The 19226-nt window shown below is 45.3% G+C and carries 13 protein-coding genes and 1 pseudogene; 6 read left to right on the forward strand and 8 right to left on the reverse strand.

Features of this window, described 5'->3' with window-relative positions:
* On the reverse strand, nt 1–1038 hold a 1038-nt coding region (gene ltrA, locus BUB19_RS06930), incomplete at its 3' end, for a group II intron reverse transcriptase/maturase (protein WP_073093837.1).
* A 751-nt stretch (nt 1039–1789) separates the two neighbouring features.
* Between ltrA and BUB19_RS06935 the strand changes: the two genes are divergently transcribed.
* The 3 genes and pseudogenes from BUB19_RS06935 to BUB19_RS06945 all read left to right on the forward strand — a co-directional run bounded on the left by BUB19_RS06935 (nt 1790) and on the right by BUB19_RS06945 (nt 4176).
* Nucleotides 1790–2965 (forward strand): DUF4062 domain-containing protein, encoded by a 1176-nt coding sequence (locus BUB19_RS06935; RefSeq protein ID WP_073093838.1) that lies wholly within the window; start codon nt 1790–1792, stop codon nt 2963–2965.
* 607 nt (nt 2966–3572) lie between these two features.
* Nucleotides 3573–3797: pseudogene (locus tag BUB19_RS06940) on the forward strand (type II toxin-antitoxin system HigB family toxin); the annotation flags it as partial.
* Nucleotides 3798–3807: 10 nt separating this feature from the next.
* The gene (locus BUB19_RS06945; RefSeq protein ID WP_073093839.1) at nt 3808–4176 is read left to right on the forward strand and encodes a helix-turn-helix domain-containing protein; all 369 of its coding nucleotides are present in this window, start codon (nt 3808–3810) and stop codon (nt 4174–4176) included.
* 243 nt (nt 4177–4419) lie between these two features.
* Here the strand turns inward: BUB19_RS06945 and BUB19_RS06950 are convergent, their stop codons facing one another.
* The 4 genes from BUB19_RS06950 to mnmA form a co-directional block, all read right to left on the reverse strand.
* Nucleotides 4420–6531: an outer membrane protein assembly factor BamB family protein gene (locus tag BUB19_RS06950; protein ID WP_073093840.1), complete on the reverse strand. Its 2112-nt coding sequence runs from the start codon at nt 6529–6531 to the stop codon at nt 4420–4422.
* Nucleotides 6532–7376: 845 nt separating this feature from the next.
* Nucleotides 7377–8861, reverse strand: coding sequence for a M28 family peptidase (locus BUB19_RS06955; RefSeq protein WP_073093841.1), 1485 nt, complete (start codon nt 8859–8861; stop codon nt 7377–7379).
* 164 nt (nt 8862–9025) lie between these two features.
* Complete coding sequence (locus BUB19_RS06960) at nt 9026–9742, reverse strand: pseudouridine synthase (RefSeq protein ID WP_073093842.1); 717 nt, start codon at nt 9740–9742, stop codon at nt 9026–9028.
* A 1-nt stretch (nt 9743) separates the two neighbouring features.
* A complete protein-coding gene (gene mnmA, locus BUB19_RS06965; protein ID WP_073093843.1) occupies nt 9744–10958 on the reverse strand; it encodes a tRNA 2-thiouridine(34) synthase MnmA in 1215 nt (404 codons plus the stop codon).
* Nucleotides 10959–11077: 119 nt separating this feature from the next.
* On the opposite strand from mnmA, the gene gndA reads away from it, so the two are divergent.
* Together gndA and arfB are read left to right on the forward strand one after the other, a co-directional pair.
* Entirely contained in the window at nt 11078–12976 is a 1899-nt protein-coding gene (gene gndA / locus BUB19_RS06970) for an NADP-dependent phosphogluconate dehydrogenase (RefSeq protein WP_073093844.1), read from the forward strand.
* Between the two features lie 167 nt (nt 12977–13143).
* Nucleotides 13144–13563, forward strand: coding sequence for an alternative ribosome rescue aminoacyl-tRNA hydrolase ArfB (arfB, locus tag BUB19_RS06975; RefSeq protein ID WP_317041580.1), 420 nt, complete (start codon nt 13144–13146; stop codon nt 13561–13563).
* 267 nt (nt 13564–13830) lie between these two features.
* Here the strand turns inward: arfB and BUB19_RS06980 are convergent, their stop codons facing one another.
* Together BUB19_RS06980 and BUB19_RS06985 are read right to left on the reverse strand one after the other, a co-directional pair.
* Nucleotides 13831–14874, reverse strand: a complete 1044-nt coding sequence (locus tag BUB19_RS06980; protein WP_073093845.1) for a branched-chain amino acid aminotransferase — start codon at nt 14872–14874, stop codon at nt 13831–13833.
* Between the two features lie 15 nt (nt 14875–14889).
* Entirely contained in the window at nt 14890–15213 is a 324-nt protein-coding gene (locus BUB19_RS06985; RefSeq protein WP_073093846.1) for a DinB family protein, read from the reverse strand.
* 71 nt (nt 15214–15284) lie between these two features.
* Here BUB19_RS06985 and BUB19_RS06990 point away from each other — a divergent pair, with 71 nt between their 5' ends.
* Nucleotides 15285–16685, forward strand: coding sequence for an aminotransferase-like domain-containing protein (locus BUB19_RS06990; protein ID WP_073093847.1), 1401 nt, complete (start codon nt 15285–15287; stop codon nt 16683–16685).
* 78 nt (nt 16686–16763) lie between these two features.
* Here the strand turns inward: BUB19_RS06990 and BUB19_RS06995 are convergent, their stop codons facing one another.
* Nucleotides 16764–19226, reverse strand: a complete 2463-nt coding sequence (locus tag BUB19_RS06995) for a TonB-dependent receptor (RefSeq protein ID WP_073093848.1) — start codon at nt 19224–19226, stop codon at nt 16764–16766.

The raw sequence follows: 19226 nt of genomic DNA on the forward strand, positions 1-19226 counted from the left end.
TCGGTTTCTCAACCACTCGTCAATCTGTTTGAGTTTGGCATGAATACTTGCCAACCGGTAGTTGTTCACCCATCCCATCCAGACTTCTCTGAGTTTGTGAAGCCGTTCCTCGAAACTGTACGGTCTGGTTTTCTTGGTAATCTGTTTGAGCTTTCGCTTGAGTGATTCCCAGCTGCTCTTCTTCACCACCAGCTGGTATTTTCCTTTGTCCCCCTTCTGATATGTCGGTACAAATGCATGTCCCAACAACTCAAAATTGGAAGGTCTTCGGATACCGCTTTTCTCCCTGTTGATGGGCAATCTGAGCTTATCTCTTAAAAAGAGATAAATCTCGTTGCCCACTTTTCTGGCTTCCTTCTTTGACTTGGTGTAGATACTGAAATCATCAGCGTAACGGACGTATTTCAGGTTTCGCCTGTCCAGTTCCTTGTCCAGCAAATCCAGCAGGATATTGCTCAATAGGGGGCTGATCGGAGAGCCCTGAGGAACGCCTTTTCTACGTTTGTGCAGTTTTCCGTCAATCTGGATCGGTGCACGGAGCCATTTCCGGATAAGCCGCAGAGTGGTCGGGCATTTTACCCGTTGGTAGATGAACTGTACCAGAGTGGAATGGTCAACTTCGTCAAAGAATCCTTTGAGGTCAATATCCACTATGTCCTGATAGCCATCGTTGATGTTTTTCAGGGCTTGTGTTACCGCCTTGTGGATGTTCTTTTCGGGGCGGAAGCCATAGCTGTGTTCCTCGAACGTAAGTTCGTATTTGGTCATCAGCACCTGGCTTACCGCCTGTTGTAGCCACCTTTCCACTACCGTGGGAACCCCCACTAACCTTGTTTTCCCGTTGCTCTTGGGGATTTCAACCCCCTTGATAGGTTTCGGTACATACGTATGGTTCAGGATGGACGTGGCAATGCTGTCCCTGTTGTTTTCCAGATAGGAAAACAGTTCGGAAACCTTCATGCCGTCCACCTGGATATTCCGCACTACCTGTCGGTAGGCTTTGTAGAGGTTCTTACGGTTGAGTACTTTTTCTATCATACTTTAAATCTGTTAAGCAACCCTGCAATCCGGCCCCTCGCTAAAATGATCCTAAGGGATCATTTCTTGACGCTCGGTCCTGCTTAAGATGAGGCTACACCGGAAAGGTGCTCCCCATCGAATTTGGACGTAATCCAATGTTCGGTCCCCGTCCGACTGGTCATCCGGGCGGGCTTCGTTACCCAGTGAGACCTCTGTAGCTCTTACAGCTCGTTACCGGTAACTACTATGACCTCGGCTGACTTCTCTTAGGTGTTCCCGACACCCAGAGACCTCCCTCGGTAAGGTGAATATCCTTGTGCCTATTCCTGCCATATCTACCATTTCGATGCTTCCTTCCTTTCGGAAGGTTAGGACTTCGGCGTGATGTGGCACCTCATCCGACCTCATGGCCTCAGTATATGGTTTCTGTTCGTCAGTACAGACACCGCAGTCTGGCTTACTTCACTGCATGCCTCACGGCAAACCAGCCCCGCTTTGGCGGGACAGGCTTTGCCACTTGCTTTGCTTCGGGTAACGACTCCCGCGCATAAGGGATGCCGAGAAATCGGCACAGGCATTTCACCCATTGGAACAGTCAACTTTTTGACCTATATTCACCATTCAAGGCACACACATTGTATAAGCGTAATGCGGGCTGAACGGGTAAAAACGAGCATTTTAGCTCTTAAGAAACTTTGTGGTGGGCAGACAGAAAACGTCTCCGAAATCCCGCACTACGCTTATACTTGACCGTTGCCAAAATTATAAAATGGCAAAATCAATAACGAAATACACAATATTTGTAAGCTCACCATCTGACTTAAATGAGGAAAGAGCTGCAATCGAAGAAGTTGTAAAAGAACTTAACCTTAATTATGGGAATGCAAATAATTGTGTAATTGAATTGCTCAAATGGGAGACTCATTCAGCCCCAGGAATCTCAAAATCTCATACACAAGATATTATCAATATTGACATTGGAGATGACTACGATATATTTTTGGGATTACTATGGAAGAGGTTTGGAACACCTACCAAGAATGCTGATTCAGGAACAGAGGAGGAGTTCAATATGGCTTTAACTCGATTTCAAGAAGGCAATCTACAACCTCAAATACTTTTTTACTTTAAAAACTCTGTTCCGAATTCATTAAGTGACATTGACCCTGAGCAATTCCTAAAGGTAAATCAATTTAAAAATTCAATTCCTAAAGATAAGATGCTCTATTGGGAGTTTGATACAGTTGAAAATCTTCAAAACTTTTTAAGACTGCATATTCCCAAAAGAATTGAATCAATTGCAAATAATTTAAACGTAAAAGTTATTCTTAATGAGCAAGATGAAATAACAGATTTGGAAGAATTAGGTCTTTTTGATTACAGCGATCAATTCGAAGCATTGATAGCTGATTCATCAAATTCATTGGTCAGAATTTCTGAATCAACAGAATGGATAGGAGCATCAATAACTACTAAAGCGGAGGAATTAACCCGAATTTCAAAAATTCCGAATCCAAATAAAAATATTGTAACTAACGTTTTAAAAAGTACTGCGAAATTGATGAATGATTATTCGGATAGACTTAAAGTGGAAACACCTATTTTTTATTCATCTTTTGAGGATGGAATTAAAGCAGGAATAAATTTAATAAATCTATCAGAAGACTTTTCCAATGATGATACAATCCAAGAATTAGAAGACTCAAAGGAATCAATAATTATATTACGAAAAGCAATACCAAATGCTTTGCAAGGACTTAAATCATTTAGAGAAAGCATATCAAAACTGCCAAGGATTCAAAAGGATATAAATTTGGCTAAACGGATATTATTAAGTCAATTAGACGAATTGATTGAAAAACTAAATAAATCACTTGATTTAGTTATAGAATTTTCGAATGAAATAGGAAGTAAAATAGATAAATTAAAACTACGAAATGAATAATAACTTTTGCTAATCGAGTAGTCCGACCTGAGCCAAATGGCTCAGGTTGAGGCTCTCACACCACCGTAGTGCGACAAGAAGTCGCTTTGATAACTGTTTAACGTTCGATGAACGATTAAACCTTGTGTTCCATCACAAGTAGCCTATGGATACGTGTATTTCTGGTAACGGAATTGTGCGATGCTATCCTGATAATATAGCCCATAAAGAGACTTGCTAGTGCTCCGGGACGTTACCCCCGGGCACATCAGATACCGAAAGATCGGCACAGGCTTTTCACCCTTTGAAATAATTTGGTATCTTCGATACCAGATGCCCATCCTGGGCACACACATCACCTTGGATCCAGCGGACGGTTCAATTTGAATAGAAAAAATTTAGTATCTTTAAGAAGTTAGGAGTAGGTGGGAAGAAAACGTTTCCAAAAGCCCGGCGCCCACAAGCCCCGGACGTTACCAACCATATAAAAATCAAAGCAACTCTAAAGGTTCCCAATTTGAGAATTTTCAAATATCTTTGCTTTAGTTAGGAAGTAATGGAAAGAATTTTCGCTAAAGGCACCTTACGGAAGTTTTGAGAAAAGCACCCGGAATCAGAGCAGTATTTAAAAACCTGGTATGATACTGCGATTGGTTCAAAGTGGCTTAGGCCCAATGATGTAAAACAATCCTATGCAAATGCCAGCATCCTAAAAGACAGTAGGATTGTTTTTAACAGAAAAGGAAATTCGTTCAGGCTGGTAACAAAATTCAATTTTGAGAAACAGTGGGTTTTTATCCGGTTTATTGGGACTCATAATGAATATGATAAAATTGATGCAGATACGATTTAATTGAAAAGCCATGGAACTAAGACCAATAAAATCAGAATCAGATTACCATAAAGCACTTGAAAGGCTAGGGGAAATTTTTGATGCTCCTATAGGTACCTTGGAAAGCGATGAAGCCGATATCCTTGGATTGATGGTGGATGATTATGAAAAGAAAAATTATCCGATCGATGCTCCTGATCCTATTGAAGCCATAAAAATAAGGATGGAGGAGTTGCAATTAAAACAAAAAGACCTGGTAAATGAAATTGGGGGAAAAAGCAGAGTCTCTGAAATACTCAACAGGAAAAGGAAATTAACAGTAGAAATGATCAGAAATTTAACCATCAAACTAAATCTTTCACCTGAACTATTGATCACAGATTATAGATTATCCAGGTAATCGTTTTCATAAGGGAGCCTTTTTTATTCCTATATATCATCGCCAATCTATAAAAATGTCATCAGAAAAAATTCAATTGGTTTGATTTTGTTTATTATATCAGCGCATCGTATGGGGGTTAAACTTGCGACCATTCGGGAAGCGAAGCATAGTTAGATTTCGGTTTACGGTGGCACTGAATAATCAGAATTGGACCATGGTAAAAACACCGATATTCACGAAAGAGATTTAATCAAAACTGCATCAATCCGGAAGGCTAAATACAAACACCGCCCCCTCAGGGTGGGGTTTCAGTTTCGAGCCTCCTACAGAGATGGCAAGGTACTGCTTGCCATTCACCGCATATACACTCGGGGTGGCGTGTCCCTCAGCAGGCAACTGGTATTCCCATAGTACTTTTCCATTGTCTTTGTCAAAAGCCCGGATTTTGGCATCAGCAGTGGCTGCAATAAACAGCAGACCACCGGCGGTTACGACCGGCCCCCCGTAATTTTCCGTTCCGGTAACCGGAACGCCGCGTTTGGTCAGCTCCTCGTATTCTCCCAGCGGCACTTTCCATTTGATGGTGCCGGTATTGAGATCGACCGCATTGAGGGTTCCCCAGGGTGGCTTAATGGCGGGATATCCTTCTTCATCGTTCCAGCGTTGGAAACCACGAAAGACGTAGGATGGTGCTTGATTTTTACGCTCGGTTTCATCGCTGACAGCCGGTTCTTCATTGAAGAGAAATCGTACGATGGCATCCAGACGCCCCTGCGCAACCTGATCAAAAGCCGGCATACGTCCGCCTCCTTTCTTCATTAACTGCATTACCGTTTCCTTGCTCCATCGCCCGGAGATGCCTTCAAGAGAAGGAAAGCCACCGTCAGGGTTACCTTTACGATCCGTACCGTGACAGGAGGCGCAATGGATCAGGTATTGTTTTTCTCCGTTGGGCAGGGGGCTGCCATCGGCCTTTTTGGTGGGTACGAGCTGGTAAAACCAGGGGATCTCATTTACATTTACATACAGTATTCCATCGGGATCAGCGGCAGCACCACCCCATTCCATACCCCCATCGTATCCCGGAAACATAATCGTTTGCCCGGTACTCGGGGGAGGGTAAGCGCCATAGTTTCCCGACTGACTGAATACTTCTTTGCTCATTTGCTGTGCCCTGGGAGAAATGGTCGAAAAGTCATCCGCCGTATATTCCTGCCTCATCAATGGCGGCGGGGCTGTTGGAAAAGGTTGGGTGGGCCAGGTTTGGATTTCATCGATTTTAGTGGCTGCCTGTGACCGTTCTTCAATCGGCCAGAGCGGTTCTCCCGTCACCCTGTCATATACGAATAAAAGACCCATTTTTGTGCCTACAGCAACAATATCCAACTCTTTGCCCTCATGTTCTACAGTCAGTAAAGTCGGTGCCTGGGGGATGTCCATATCCCAAAGGTCATGATGCACGAGTTGGTGGTGCCAAAGCCGCTGTCCGGTATTTGCATCGAGCGCAATGAGTGAATTGGCAAATAAATTTTCTCCATACCGATCTCCTCCGTAAAAATCGGGACCGGCAGTCTCGGTGGACACATAGACAATGCCGCGGGCTTCATCTAAAGCCAGACCGGACCAGTCAGATGCGCCTCCTGTTTTTTCCAGATAGTTTGCCGGCCAGGTATCCGATCCAAATTCACCGGGCCTGGGCAAGCTGTGAAAAATCCACTTTCGCTTTCCCGTACGGATGTCAAATGCACGTATTGCACCGGGAACATCTTCCCCTACATTGGCTCCGATGATAAATAGGTCCTTGTATATCTGCCCCGGAGTATTGAGCGTTACATTTGGCCTTCCCGGGATGTCCATTGCCTCACCCAGGTGTATGGAGCCATTTTCGCCGAAAGAAACAATGGGTTCACCGGTTTTGGCATTCAATGCAAAAAGACGGTTTCCTTTCATGGTGAGAATGTGCCCAATATCCCCATCATGCCAGTACATCAGGCCCCGTTGATCCCCATCAGCGAGGGATTCATAAACCGCAGACGGGTCAAATGTCCAGTATTCCTTCCCTGTCGCCCCATCCAATGCAACCACCCGGCTGTGCGGAGTAGCCGTGTACAGCCAACCGTCCACAATCAGGTTATTCGTTTGGTAATTGGCTGAATCACCGGTCTTATAGGTCCAGGTCAGTTCCAGTTGAGACACATTGTCTTTGTTTATCTGGTCCAAAGTGGAGTACTGATTGCTGGTCGGGTGACCCAGGTAGGTTGCCCAATCAGCCCCGGCACCTTCTGGTGTGGTCTGCGTACAGGCAGATCCATATAATGCCAGGAAACAAAGGGTAATAATGCGGTATGTTGAAAAATGGGGGTGGTTTTCCATGGGTTAACGGGTTAGTATTAGGTGCATGAGGTGGTATTAACAATGCAAAATATAAAAAATAATGGTCATACTTGATATAATGCGAATTCGCTTAAAATATTATGGTAGTAGTTTTTAAGGACTGCGTGAATAGCTTTTGTTTGGGGCTTCTGTTAGGCGCCTCAAAAAAAATAATCCACAAGGCGAAATAATTCTATTGAATTAGGCACTTTTCCAGTTATAAAAACCAGACTATAGTGTCAGGGAAGACCTATTTAATGGAAAAAGAATATAAGCCTCTCTCCCTAATTGAATTTCAAATAAGGTCTCGAGATAAACACTCAAGTTATCCGGAGTTGGCAACTATGAATATTTATTCAATTGCCTACTGCTTTAGCTGTAGGCAATATGGGCTCTGTCAGCCTAATTGGCTTTAGCCAAATATTGATGGTTCAAATCCAGATTTAACAATTATCTCCGCGTTCTTCCTGGAATATTTTTCCCCTATTTTGCCCTTCTTGATTTTTCAGGGCAAATCAAATCCAATATATCATTTAAAATTTCGCTTTCCGAATCTATACAAAAGTCTTATACCCTTACATTTAGTCAAATTTGGCTAAAGCCGGTGTACTTGGAATGCTATTTTTGGAATGGGCTAAAGCCGCATTCCTATTGAAGGCGTTTTGATATTGATTTATGGGCTATAATATAGTCAGAAACTTACGCTTTTCGGATCAGGATGCACATAAAGCGGATTATGGGCATCAGGAATTCACCGGGGTGGATCAATATTCCAGACCCAGCCTGGGTTCAAAGGATCTGCACTCAAAAATCAACCGGAGAAAGACGCCATTTTTTTGGTCAAATCAATCCCCATATAAAGTTTTGGAAACAGATTCGTATTTATCCCCCTTTATCCAAAGCGGTTGATTGGGATCATTGGCGATTTTTTCCGCTGAAAGAATAAAGGATTTCCAATACTTGAGGGCATAGTCCAGGTCAAAATTATCTACCTGATCGGTAACCTGATGGTAATGGGCGGCCACATCCTGATCGAAAGCTGTAAAACCCAGGCTGAAGGTAGGAGCGGGGATCCCTTTTTTGGCAAAATTCACATTGTCTGAGCGATCGTAAAGTCCTTGTTCGGGAGCCGGGTCGGAAAGGGCTTTCAGACCAAATGCTTCTGCAGCTTCCGAAATATGATGATCCGCAGAAGATCTTCCCAATCCGATTACTGTTACCAGGCTGGTATCATTGTAGCCTGCATTGTCAATATTGAGATTAAAAATGATAGTTGACAAATCCAAAGGTGGATTGTCGGCAAAATATCCCGATCCCAGCAAACCTTTTTCTTCTGCTGTCCAGGCACAGAGGAGGACAGATCTTTTGGGTGGATGCTCGCCAAAAAAGTGAGCCGCCTGGATCAAAGCAGCCGTTCCCACTGCATTGTCTCTGGCCCCATTATAAATGGAATCTCCTGCTGCATTGGGTGTTCCAATCCCCAAATGGTCATAATGGGCAGATAACATGATAAAGTCCTCCTTTAAGTTTTCGTCTGTTCCCGGGATATAGGCCACCACATTTTTTCCGGTGATCTTTTTGTTGATTTTACCGGCGACCTGAATTTTCATGGTATTGGCGCCTGAATTCATGGCATTGATGATTTCGCTACTCAGGTCCTTCATCCACAAATAGGGAAAAGCCGTGTCCGCCTCCGGGTTGATGTCCAGACCCATTTGTGGTTTATTCAGGTAATTCACCAAAAGACTCCAGGGAGTAGTGGGTACGTTGTACATTTCTATTAGTCCGGCAGCACCTTTGGCCTCGGCCAGTGCCGTTTTTTCTCTGCCAGCCGCAAATAGTTCGGCCGGAGACAGCCTGTCGGGCGCACCCACGCGGACTACTACCCATTTACCGGCCACATCCTTGCCTTCATAATCCTCTTCGAACCCATAGCCGGCCACGACCAGTTCAAATTCACCGGAAATGTCCTGGCCTCCCAGCACCAGGAGTTCATCTCCATGGTTTAAGGTGTCCTGATTCCAATTGATTTCTCCAATTTCCGGTGGGCTGGAGTACATGAATGGAACATGCTGATAATAGGCGTTTAAACCTTCCATAGGCCGGGCGCCGTATTTCTCAAATTGATTGGCAATATAAAGGGCCGCAATATCTATTTCGGACCTGGCAGGATCCCGTCCCATCAATTCATCAGCGGCCAAAAACTTAAAATGAGCCAGGGCCTCATCTTGCTGAATGGTTTCTTCAATCAGCTCTTTCTGGGCCATGGATGGCCGGGCGATCATCCCCATGAGGAATATCAGCCCTATCAATACATGCTTGCTGTTCATTTGTTAACCTATTATGTCTAATGGCAAAGCCTTCACCGGCATGGAGACCTTTCTTTCATTCCAGCCTTTCAGGAAATTTTGTCTCTCAAATCTGGCACCCAGCCTTCGTGTACATTGGGTTTTACCCCATTATTTGTTCCAAATATATTATTAATACAAACGATTCAGTAATTAAAGTTTGTTAATTTCCAGCCCAATTTGGAAGCCATTTCTTCAAAATGTTCTGGTGGTCTGGCAGTTATCTTAATATCTTTTAGCAGGAATGGATGGGAGAATTCCATCTTCCAGGCGTGGAGTAGCATCAGGTGCATGTTAAAATGCCGCTCGAAAAACCGATTTTGTTTGTTGTCGCCATGCGTGCGGTCTCCTATCACATAGTGGCGGATGTGGGCAAAATGCCTCCTGATCTGGTGCATCCTTCCGGTATGGGGATATACTTTTACCAGAGCGTACCTGCTGGTAGCGTATCGGTTTGACGAGGCATAGGGGATTTCTGTTTCTGACAGGCGCCAGTATTCCGTTACTGCCGGCTGCAATTCGTGCACCAGATCTTTTGCCAGGGGATGATCAATCAAGCCATGGGCTTCCGGCAAATATCCCCGCACGATACTCAGGTAATACTTTTTGATACCCGTACCGGCAAACTGCGGTTGGAGCGCGGAAGCGGCCAGTTGGTTTTTAGCGAAAAGCAGGATACCCGAAGTAGGCCGGTCTATCCGGTGAAGGGGGTAGACCTTGTAGCCAACTTGTTTCCTTAGGATTTGTACCGCAAATTTTGCCGCCGGATCTCTTTCCAAGGGCGTCTTGTGGACCAGAACGCCTACCGGCTTGTGTACCGCCAGGTAATGATCATCTTCGTAAAGTACCGGGAGCTCATCCATATCAGGAGATGGTTCCTGATCCTATGGCCTCATCGCCGGCATACCAGGCTACAAACTGGCCGGCTGCAATTCCCCTTTGTGGCTTGTCAAAGATTACGTACAGCCCTTCTTCCCGTTGAATGAGGCTGGCATCTGTAAGCGGCTGGCGATACCTTATTCTGGCCTGATACCGGGCAGTTTCTCCTACCTTGAGCTTTTTATCGGGCCTTATCCAGTGGATCTCATCTGTTTTGACGAAAAGTCCATATCGGATCAATCCCGGATGATCCTCCCCCAGTCCGGTGTATATGATGTTTTTGCGGGTATCTGTGGCGATCACAAACAAAGGTTTACCCGTGCCGCCCACATTCAGCCCTTTGCGCTGTCCTACTGTAAAGTAATGGGCGCCATTGTGTTCACCGACCATTTCACCATCCTCTTCGGCATAAGTGATCGGCAGACAGGATTCTATTAATGTTTCCTGATCAAATTCTTCTACGGAAATACCTGCAGGAATACCTTTGTTTTCGTATTTGGGAGAGGACACCGGTATGGCAATTATTTTTCCTTTGGCAGGCTTCAATTGCTGCTGTAAAAATTCAGGCAACCGTACTTTGCCGATAAAACAGAGTCCCTGGCTATCTTTTTTATCGGCGGTCACCAGATCCAGCTCCCTTGCAATTTCCCTCACTTCGGCTTTTTGAAGGTGACCGATCGGGAAAAGGGCCCTGGACAATTGGTCCTGGTTCAATTGACACAAAAAGTAGCTTTGATCTTTATTGCAGTCGGCACCTGCCACCAAGCGGTAGATAGACTTGCCCCTGGTTTCCAAAATTTCTTTCTGACAGTAATGTCCTGTGGCAACAAAATCTGCTTTAAGTTTCATCGCCGCTTTCAGGAAAATATCAAACTTTATTTCCCTGTTGCAAAGGATATCCGGATTGGGAGTTCTGCCTTGCTTGTATTCCGCAAACATGTAGTCCACGATCCTCACCCTGTACTCCTCGCTAAGGTCTATGGCCTGGAAGGGGATACCAAGCTTCTGGGCCACCAGCATGGCGTCGGTGCTGTCCTCTACCCAGGGGCATTCGTTGGATATGGTTACCGTCTCATCGTGCCAGTTTTTCATAAAAAGGCCGATAACCTCATATCCCTTTTCTTTTAGCAGATAGGCTGCTACGGAACTGTCCACGCCACCGGAAAGCCCCACCACTACTCTCTTTTTTGCCTGAAGCATAAATTAAATTGTCCCTGATCAAATCAAGTTGTATAACAGTTTACCTGACAGATAAGGTTCAGTTTTTCAAATTTAGTATTAATCCGCATTGATCCGGTTGATTTTTACTAATTTCGTACATGATTGTTATCGTTTACGGGGTTACTGGTTGCGGAAAATCTACAGTTGGCGCATTGCTGGGCAGGAGCCTCGGCCTGCCATTTTATGATGGTGACCATTTTCATCCTCAGACCAATAAGGACAAAATGAATGCAGGGATACCGTTGACCGATGAGGACCGCATTCCCTGGCTTGTAAACCTATCCCGGCATATTGCAGACTGGGACAAGTCAGGCGGGGCGGTGCTGGCATGCTCTGCGCTGAACGAGAAATACAGAAAACTCCTGATGGTCAGTCCCAATATCCATTGGGTGTTGCTTGAGGGGAGTAAATCGTTGATCCAATCCAGGCTGCGCAAAAGGGTGGGCCATTTTATGAATCCTGCCTTGCTGGACTCTCAACTGGCAACCTTACAGAAACCAGATTATGGCTGGAAGATTGCTATAGCTAAGGACCCGGAAAAAATCGTTACTGAAATTGTTAAAAAGATAAGAACCTTGGAAAATTTGTCTGCATTTGGAATAATGGGAATGGGAGTAATGGGCAAAAGCCTGGCACTTAATCTTGCTGATACCCAAACTAAAATCTCCATATTTAACCGCCACGTTGAAGGCACGGAGGAAAAAATTGCTGAAAAAATACTGGTAGACAACCCCGGCTACACCGATATTAAGGCTTATGATGATTTGCAATCCTTTGTATCCTCATTGGCCACACCCCGAAAAATCATGCTGATGATCCCGGCCGGGCCTGCCGTAGACGAACAAATCGAATTACTTGTACCCCTTCTGGACGCTGGGGATGTGATAGTAGACGGAGGCAATTCATTTTTTAAAGATACCAATAGAAGAGCCAGGCTACTCGAAGAAAAGGGCATATTGTTTTTGGGAGCGGGGGTTTCGGGGGGAGAGGAAGGCGCCAGAAGAGGCCCTTCTATAATGCCGGGAGGAAGTAGGGAAGGGTATGAACTGGTGGCTCCCTATCTGGAAAAAATGGCTGCAAAGGATTATCGTGGAAAACCCTGTCTTAGCTATATTGGCCCTGAAGGGGCCGGACATTTCGTGAAGATGGTACACAACAGCATCGAATATGCAGAAATGCAGGCCATCGCTGAGGTTTATTTTCTGATGCGTTATTATCTGGAATTGCCAGCCGATAGGATTGCGGCTATTTTCGAAAACTGGATGGGTGCGAATCTGTCGAATTATCTGCTGGAAATCACGATCGACATACTGAAAAAGAAAGAGGACGGATCATTGCTGCTGGACAAAATACTTGACCAGGCTGCACAGAAGGGTACGGGCGGCTGGTCAGTCAATATCGCATTGGAATATGGCGTGCCTTACAGTGGATTGGCAGAGGCGGTAATGGCTAGAAATATTTCTTCGAAAAAAGCAGTGCGAATGATAGCTTCCGGCATGTATGGGTCCGCCCAATTGACCGGAATAGAAGAGGCAGAACCCTTTTTAGATAAGTTGCAGGCAGCCTATCAGGCCACCAGAATTATCAACCACGATGCCGGATTTTCCCTGATGCTGGAAGTCTCTGAAAAAAACAATTGGAACCTGAATTTTTCAGAAATCGCCAGAATATGGACCAACGGTTGTATCATCAGGTCAGTGCTGATGGAGGAACTGGTGGATATCTTTAAGGAAAGCAACCGCCTGATATTGCACCACGAAGCCGTAGATGCGCTAAAAGGATATCAAAATGACCTCTCCTATGTGGTGGGGCAGGCACTTCAACATGGTTTTCCGGTGCCGGTTTTGTCCAGCTCAATCAATTATTTTCTGGGATGCATCACCGGTCATTCTGCTGCAAACCTGATCCAAGCCCAGCGGGATTACTTTGGAGCCCACAGGTACCAGCGGTCAGACAAAGATCCGGGAGTTTCATTTCATACCAGATGGAAGGAGTAGCCCTGTTAGCGGGGTATAACTGTTTTTTTCCAGGTGGATAGTGGTGAATTCATGGTTTTTGCCGGATACCAAATGTGGATTTTTTCAGTTCTGGGTTGACTATGGGAACTACCGCCGGCTTAAATCAATTTACCATGCGATAGGCAATGAACTCAGATCCCTGATTAATGATGTCAATATTTCAAAAAATTAAGGAGGAATTTTTAAACCAGGAATTGTCTTTTCAGGCCAGCAAAAGCAGTGGGCCGGGCGGCCAACATGTCAACAAGGTGAATTCTAAAATTCAGCTCAAATTCAACGTAGTCCGGTCCAGCATACTGGAGGAAGACGAAAAGGCCGTTTTATTAAAAAAATGGGCCAATAGGCTGGATAGCGAGGGAAATATCACCATCCAGGCGCAGGAAAAAAGATCTCAACTTCAAAACAAATCCATTGCTATTCAGAAATTTTATGAGTCGCTGTCCGCTGCCTTCCGGAAAAGGAAAATGCGCAAAACCACGCAACCCAAAAAGAGTGCCGTTGAAAAAAGGCTTAAAGCAAAACGAATAAATGCTGAAAAAAAGCAATCGCGCAGCAAGAACTGGTGAATGAGTCAAAGAAATTAAACCAGGTCTGAATAATCTGAACAAAGGTCAATTCCGATCTTTTCTACATCCCTGATTGAGTAGGCAATTTCCCCGCTATCTTCGAAGCAAACCTTATCTGGTATAGAGTGAAGTGTACGACCAATCCAGTAAAAACCGTAGCCCCAAAGTCATTCCGACACTATCGGATCTACCGGATAGCCCCCTGGTGCATACCTTGCGAAGAGCTGGAATAGCATCACAGGCTAAGACTTTCTTCCAGTGCCCAGACTAGCCGTCCAGCAATTGATTCCAACCATAATTGTCTGCCTTGAGTCCTTTTCTGACATCAGTCAGCATATCCTTCAGCCGATACATTTCTGCGTCGGACTTCAGGTAAGTAGCAAATGATTTACCACGATAATTTATGCTCTCTATAGGGGATATTACGGCAGCGGTACCGGCCCCAAAAGCTTCAACCCTTTCTCCTTGTTCGATTCGTGCTGTGATCTCTTCAATGGCTACCGGTCTTTCTTCTACTAAGAAACCTGCTTCGCCCGCTAGTTTCAGTAAGGAGTCCCGGGTGATGCCGTCCAATATACTATCACTAAGGGCAGGCGTAACCAATCTTTTTCCCTCCAGGATAAAAAGGATATTCATGGTACCCGATTCCTCAATATATTTTTTCTCCCGGGCATCCAGCCAGATGATCTGGTCGAAACCTTCTTTTTTTGCATTGATCTGGGGAAGAAGCGAGGCACCGTAATTTCCTCCGTTTTTGGCTGCACCGGCACCACCAGGGGCAGAACGGATGTATTCCGTTTCTACTTTCACATGTAGCGGTTTATTGTAATAGGCACGCATGGGAGAGAGCACGACCATAAAAAGATATTCTTTAGACGCATCAACGCCCAGCTTTTTTTCCGTGGCAATGACAAATGGACGAATATACAGGGAGTAGTCCGGATCATCGATGACCCAGTCTGCTTCCATTTTTATCAGCTCTGCAATTCCGTCCATAAAGAGACTGCGGGAGAGCGGAGGCATCGCCATCCGTTCGAGCGAGCGGTTCATTCGCTTCCAATGACTTTCCATCCGGAAAATATTGATGTTGCCATCTTTCATCCGAAAAGCCTTAAGGCCCTCAAATACGGTCTGTCCGTAGTGGAAGCACATGGCCAGAGGGGACAAGGAAATGGATTGCACCGGAGCAATTTTGTAATCCGACCATTCACCCTGCTGGTAAGAAGCCAGCAGCATTCGATCAGTAGATTGAATCCCAAATGTGAAATTATCAAAATCAAAATCGGGTTTTCGGGTTTCGGTGTGATTCATGGTATTTAAAATATATTAAAGATTGTTTTTTGCCTGATTGATATGAGCCAAATGGTGCCTTTCGTGCCATTCGTACATTAGCGCACTGGCCTTTAGTCCAATGCTTTTTTGCTGTTCCGGATAAAAGAAGCTTCGATCCCATTGGGAATCGGTCATCTGCCGCATTAGAAAAACCCACCTCTCCTGGACGGCTGATACTATTTGAACGGACATATCGATATCAGGTTTGTAATCTGCCAGATCCGCCCATAAATTTTCCTTATAAGGTTTGATACCCGGGTTTTCCTCTGTGAGTGCCAATTTGAAGCGTATTATTGATGTTTTTCTAAGGAACAACAAATAAACAAAAGAATAATGGTTGGTTACAGATACAATTTATTTAATTTTGAAGGGTACAGTTGAAGTAAAAAATGACCTTATACCAAGAGCTTGCGGCGAACTTTGAAAGGCTGATCCAAAACGGAAGCCTGAGGGTAGGGGACAGGATGCCCTCAATCCGTACGGTAAGCAAGGAGTACGGAGTAAGCAAGAATACTGTAATACAGGCCTATTTGGTTTTAGAAAGCCGGTCTTGCATTGTGCCCCGGCCACAAGCAGGCTTTTTTGTTTGTGGCAAGGCAAACCAGCGTTTACCGGTGCCGGATGCGAGTATGCCTCAAAACCATCCGCCCGATCCGGCGGATGACGGGTTGATCGGAAAGGTGTTCAGGAATTTTGTCAATAAAGAAATTACCCAGCTTTCTCTCAGTGTGCCAGACGAAAGCTTTTTTCCTGTAGCAAGACTCAACAAGTGCCTGCACAAAGCGGCACAAACACTTAGCTTTGGGGGAACCGGCTATGACGATATACAGGGCAACGTCCGTTTGCGAAAAAATATAGCCAAATGGTCCTTTACCTGGTCGGGAAACTTAGCCACCAGAGACCTGGTCACTACTTCCGGTGCCATGCATGCCATATCTCTTGCCTTTATGGCGCTGACAAAACCAGGTACGAGGATTGGTGTAGAAAGCCCTGTCTATTTTGGTATCCTCCAACTGGCCAAAAATATGGGACTGCAGGTGGTGGAGCTTCCAACCCACCCGGTATTCGGGGTCAGCCCGGACGACATAAAAGCTGCCATTGGGAAAATTGACATTTGCCTGCTGGTAAGTAATTTCAACAATCCCCTGGGAAGCTGTATGCCTGAAGAAAATAAGCGTGAGGTGGTGCGGCTACTTGCCCGTAATGGTATCCCCCTGATTGAGGACGATTTATATGGGGATGTATACTTTGGTGCCAACCGTCCCAGGCCTTGTAAGGCGTTTGATGAGGAAGGGATGGTGCTGTGGTGTGGATCTGTCTCGAAAACCCTCGCTCCCGGCTACAGGGTGGGATGGATGGCACCTGGAAAATACATGAAGGATATTCTGAAATTAAAGCTCTTTCATTCGGTTTCCGGAACCGCGCTTACCCAGGAGGCCATTGGACTGTTTCTGGAGAATGACCGGTACGAGCGGCATTTGCGTTCCCTGAGGAAAAACCTTCACGAAAATTCCCTCCATTTTATACGTACCATTGCAGACCACTTTCCGGAACAGACCAAGGTGAGCCGCCCACAGGGTGGATTTGTGCTTTGGGTGGAGCTGGCCAAAAATGTGGATACGGGAAAACTTTTCGATCCGGTATTGTCTCGCGGAATCAGCTTTGCTCCAGGCAGGATGTTTACGCTTCAAAACCAATTCCACCATTGCCTCCGCCTCAATTACGGACTGCCCTGGACGGAAAGGCTCGAAAAACGACTGATCGAATTGGGACAACTTTTAAAGAATTGAATGGCTATGTGCGCTTCATTTGCTTTTCTTTAAATCTATACAAACAAATCTATACAAACATTTGAAGCTTTCAGGCACCTAGAATTCCTGCTCCCCAAATTCACTTTTGATAAAGCGGGATTTATTGCGGGTAGGATTGAGGGTGTAACTGAGGTTCAGGAGCACCATGTCTACTTCGAGCACATAATTCGTAGTGGTGTAAAATTCATCCTCCCGCCAGGTACTGATCCGTTGTTCATTGGTATCCAGCAGGCCCATGTCCATATTCAGCCACTGCAGGCTGGCACTAAGCCTGTCGTCCATAAACGTCTTTTTCAATACCAGGTTGGGAGATAAGAAATCCGAATCTTCTCCTTGTGCAGTAATGCGCCTGGAAAGGTAGTTGACCGACCATTGGGCACTAAAGGTAGGGGAGAAATCAAAACTTGTATTGGCATTGATGGAATACACCCAGGCCGCATTGTTGATGGGTCTGTTATCAAAACTGCCCTGAATCCTGTACCTGTATAGGTTTCCACCGGCAAATACCTTCCATTTGCTGCTGGGATTAAGCTCCAATCCCAATTCCATACCAATGGATCTTCCATTGCCCACATTGGAATAAATGCGGTTCAAAATGGTGTCATTGTAAACCGTATTGACCCTGTTGACAAGGTTTTTCACATGGCGGTAATACGCAGTGGCATAGAGGCTGTTTTCTCCAAAGTCCCGCACCAAACCGGTCTCTACCAGGTCAATAAATTCCGGAAGCAAGGTAGGGTCTCCCTGTTCCAGAGTTTCGGAATGCTCCCTTTCAGGAAATGGGTTCATTTTAAAGGTAGTGGTACGTTCTACCCGTCGGCTGTAGGCTCCCTTCACCCTTGTTTCCTCGTCAAGTGAATACTGAAAACTTGCTGTGGGGTAGGGTAGGAAAAAATCATACCTGTAGGTGGTATCTACTGTATTGGCCTCATCCTGTAACAATAATTCCCTGTCCATGTATTCCATCCGCAAACCTATGGAATAATCCCAATTGTCTTTTTGTCCGGACAATTGACCATAACCAGAATGAATAATCCGGGTCAGTTCGACATTGGAAGAAAATTCCGGAACCAGTTCAAATACTCCGGTTTCGTTGTTTTTTCTTTCGTAAACAAAATCTCCCTGATGATCCAGGTTACGGAACTGATATCCGGCTTCCAGTATTCCCCACTTAGTAGGCTTTGATAGGTAGTCTACTTGCCATCGGATGCCGTGTAAGGGATTGTCGTTGGTGTTGTATTCGTCCTGATAAACAAAATCTGTATTGGGAAATCCCAGGTTTCTGTTGGTGGTAGGGCCGCCGAGCATGGTATATTCGTAGAGGAAGGAACTGGATATGCGGGATTTGTCAGCAAAGGTATGGGCATAATCGAAGCTTCCCAATGCAAAGTCACTGGTTCTGATGCGCAGGTTCTCATTGTAATACTGCATGGTGTACAGTCGCTCGCCGCCTATACTCGCATGATTGTCGTAGTAGACTATATCTGCTGTTCTATCCTTGCTTCTGATGCCCCCGTAAAATCCGACACTGAATTCGTTGCTGGCATCTGGCGTATAAGCTAGCGTAAACCGTCCGGAATAAGCTTCTTCATCGAATCCCCGTTCTCCATCAGAAGGAAACCGGGTGGTAGTATCTCCCCGGATGGTGTACACGTCGCCTTCCCTTCTGCCGTTGATATCATTGCTTAGGTAACTGGCGCCGATGGAAAGGTCCCAATCGCCTTTCCGGTGATTTAGGGTAAAATCAGCTCCATATCGTTGTGGTTTTTCCTTGTTATCGTAATCCTGTATGCTGGGTGCCCCGATTCTGGTATTAAACTGTATAAAAGTACCATCAGTGGCTCCTTTTTCCGTTGTGATGTTGATGATGCCGGCTTTTCCTTCAGGATCGTATTTTGCAGAGGGGGCAGTTACCACTTCTATATTCTTGATGGCATTGGCGGGCAATTGGCCCAGGATTACCGAAGGGTCTGATTGCAAAGGTTTTCCATTGATCATGATCACAAAGCCCGTGGATCCCCTGACCGACAACTCTCCCTCTGCATTGATGCTTACCGAGGGAAGGTTCCTGATGAGGTCGATGGCATTTCCACCCTGGCCAGACATGAATTCTCCGGATTCGAATACCTGCCGGTCTATCTGATGCATGGTGGTAAACCTTGATCCCGAAACTTCGACCATTTCCAGCAGTTGCTCGTTGGGTGTCAATTCAACCATTCCCAGATCCAGCGACTGCCCTCTGGTAAATGTCAGGTCCTCTTTGGTAAAGGAGTTATACCCCATAAACTGAATAACCAGGTAGTACCGACCAGGTTTGATATCACTTAGTTCAAATCTTCCATCAGGTTCACTTACAGCTCCAGATACCAGGCTGGAATCTGACGAGGAGTAAAGGCCCACACTTCCATATTCAATTGTGGTGTTTTCATTTGCATCCACAAGTGTTCCATGAATAGAATTTTGTGCAAAAATGGGGTAACAGAGGATAAGTTGGAAAAAGCAGATTAATAGAATTTTCAT

The sequence above is a fragment of the Cyclobacterium lianum genome (genome assembly GCF_900143075.1).
In the GTDB taxonomy this organism is placed as follows: Bacteria; Bacteroidota; Bacteroidia; order Cytophagales; family Cyclobacteriaceae; genus Cyclobacterium; species Cyclobacterium lianum.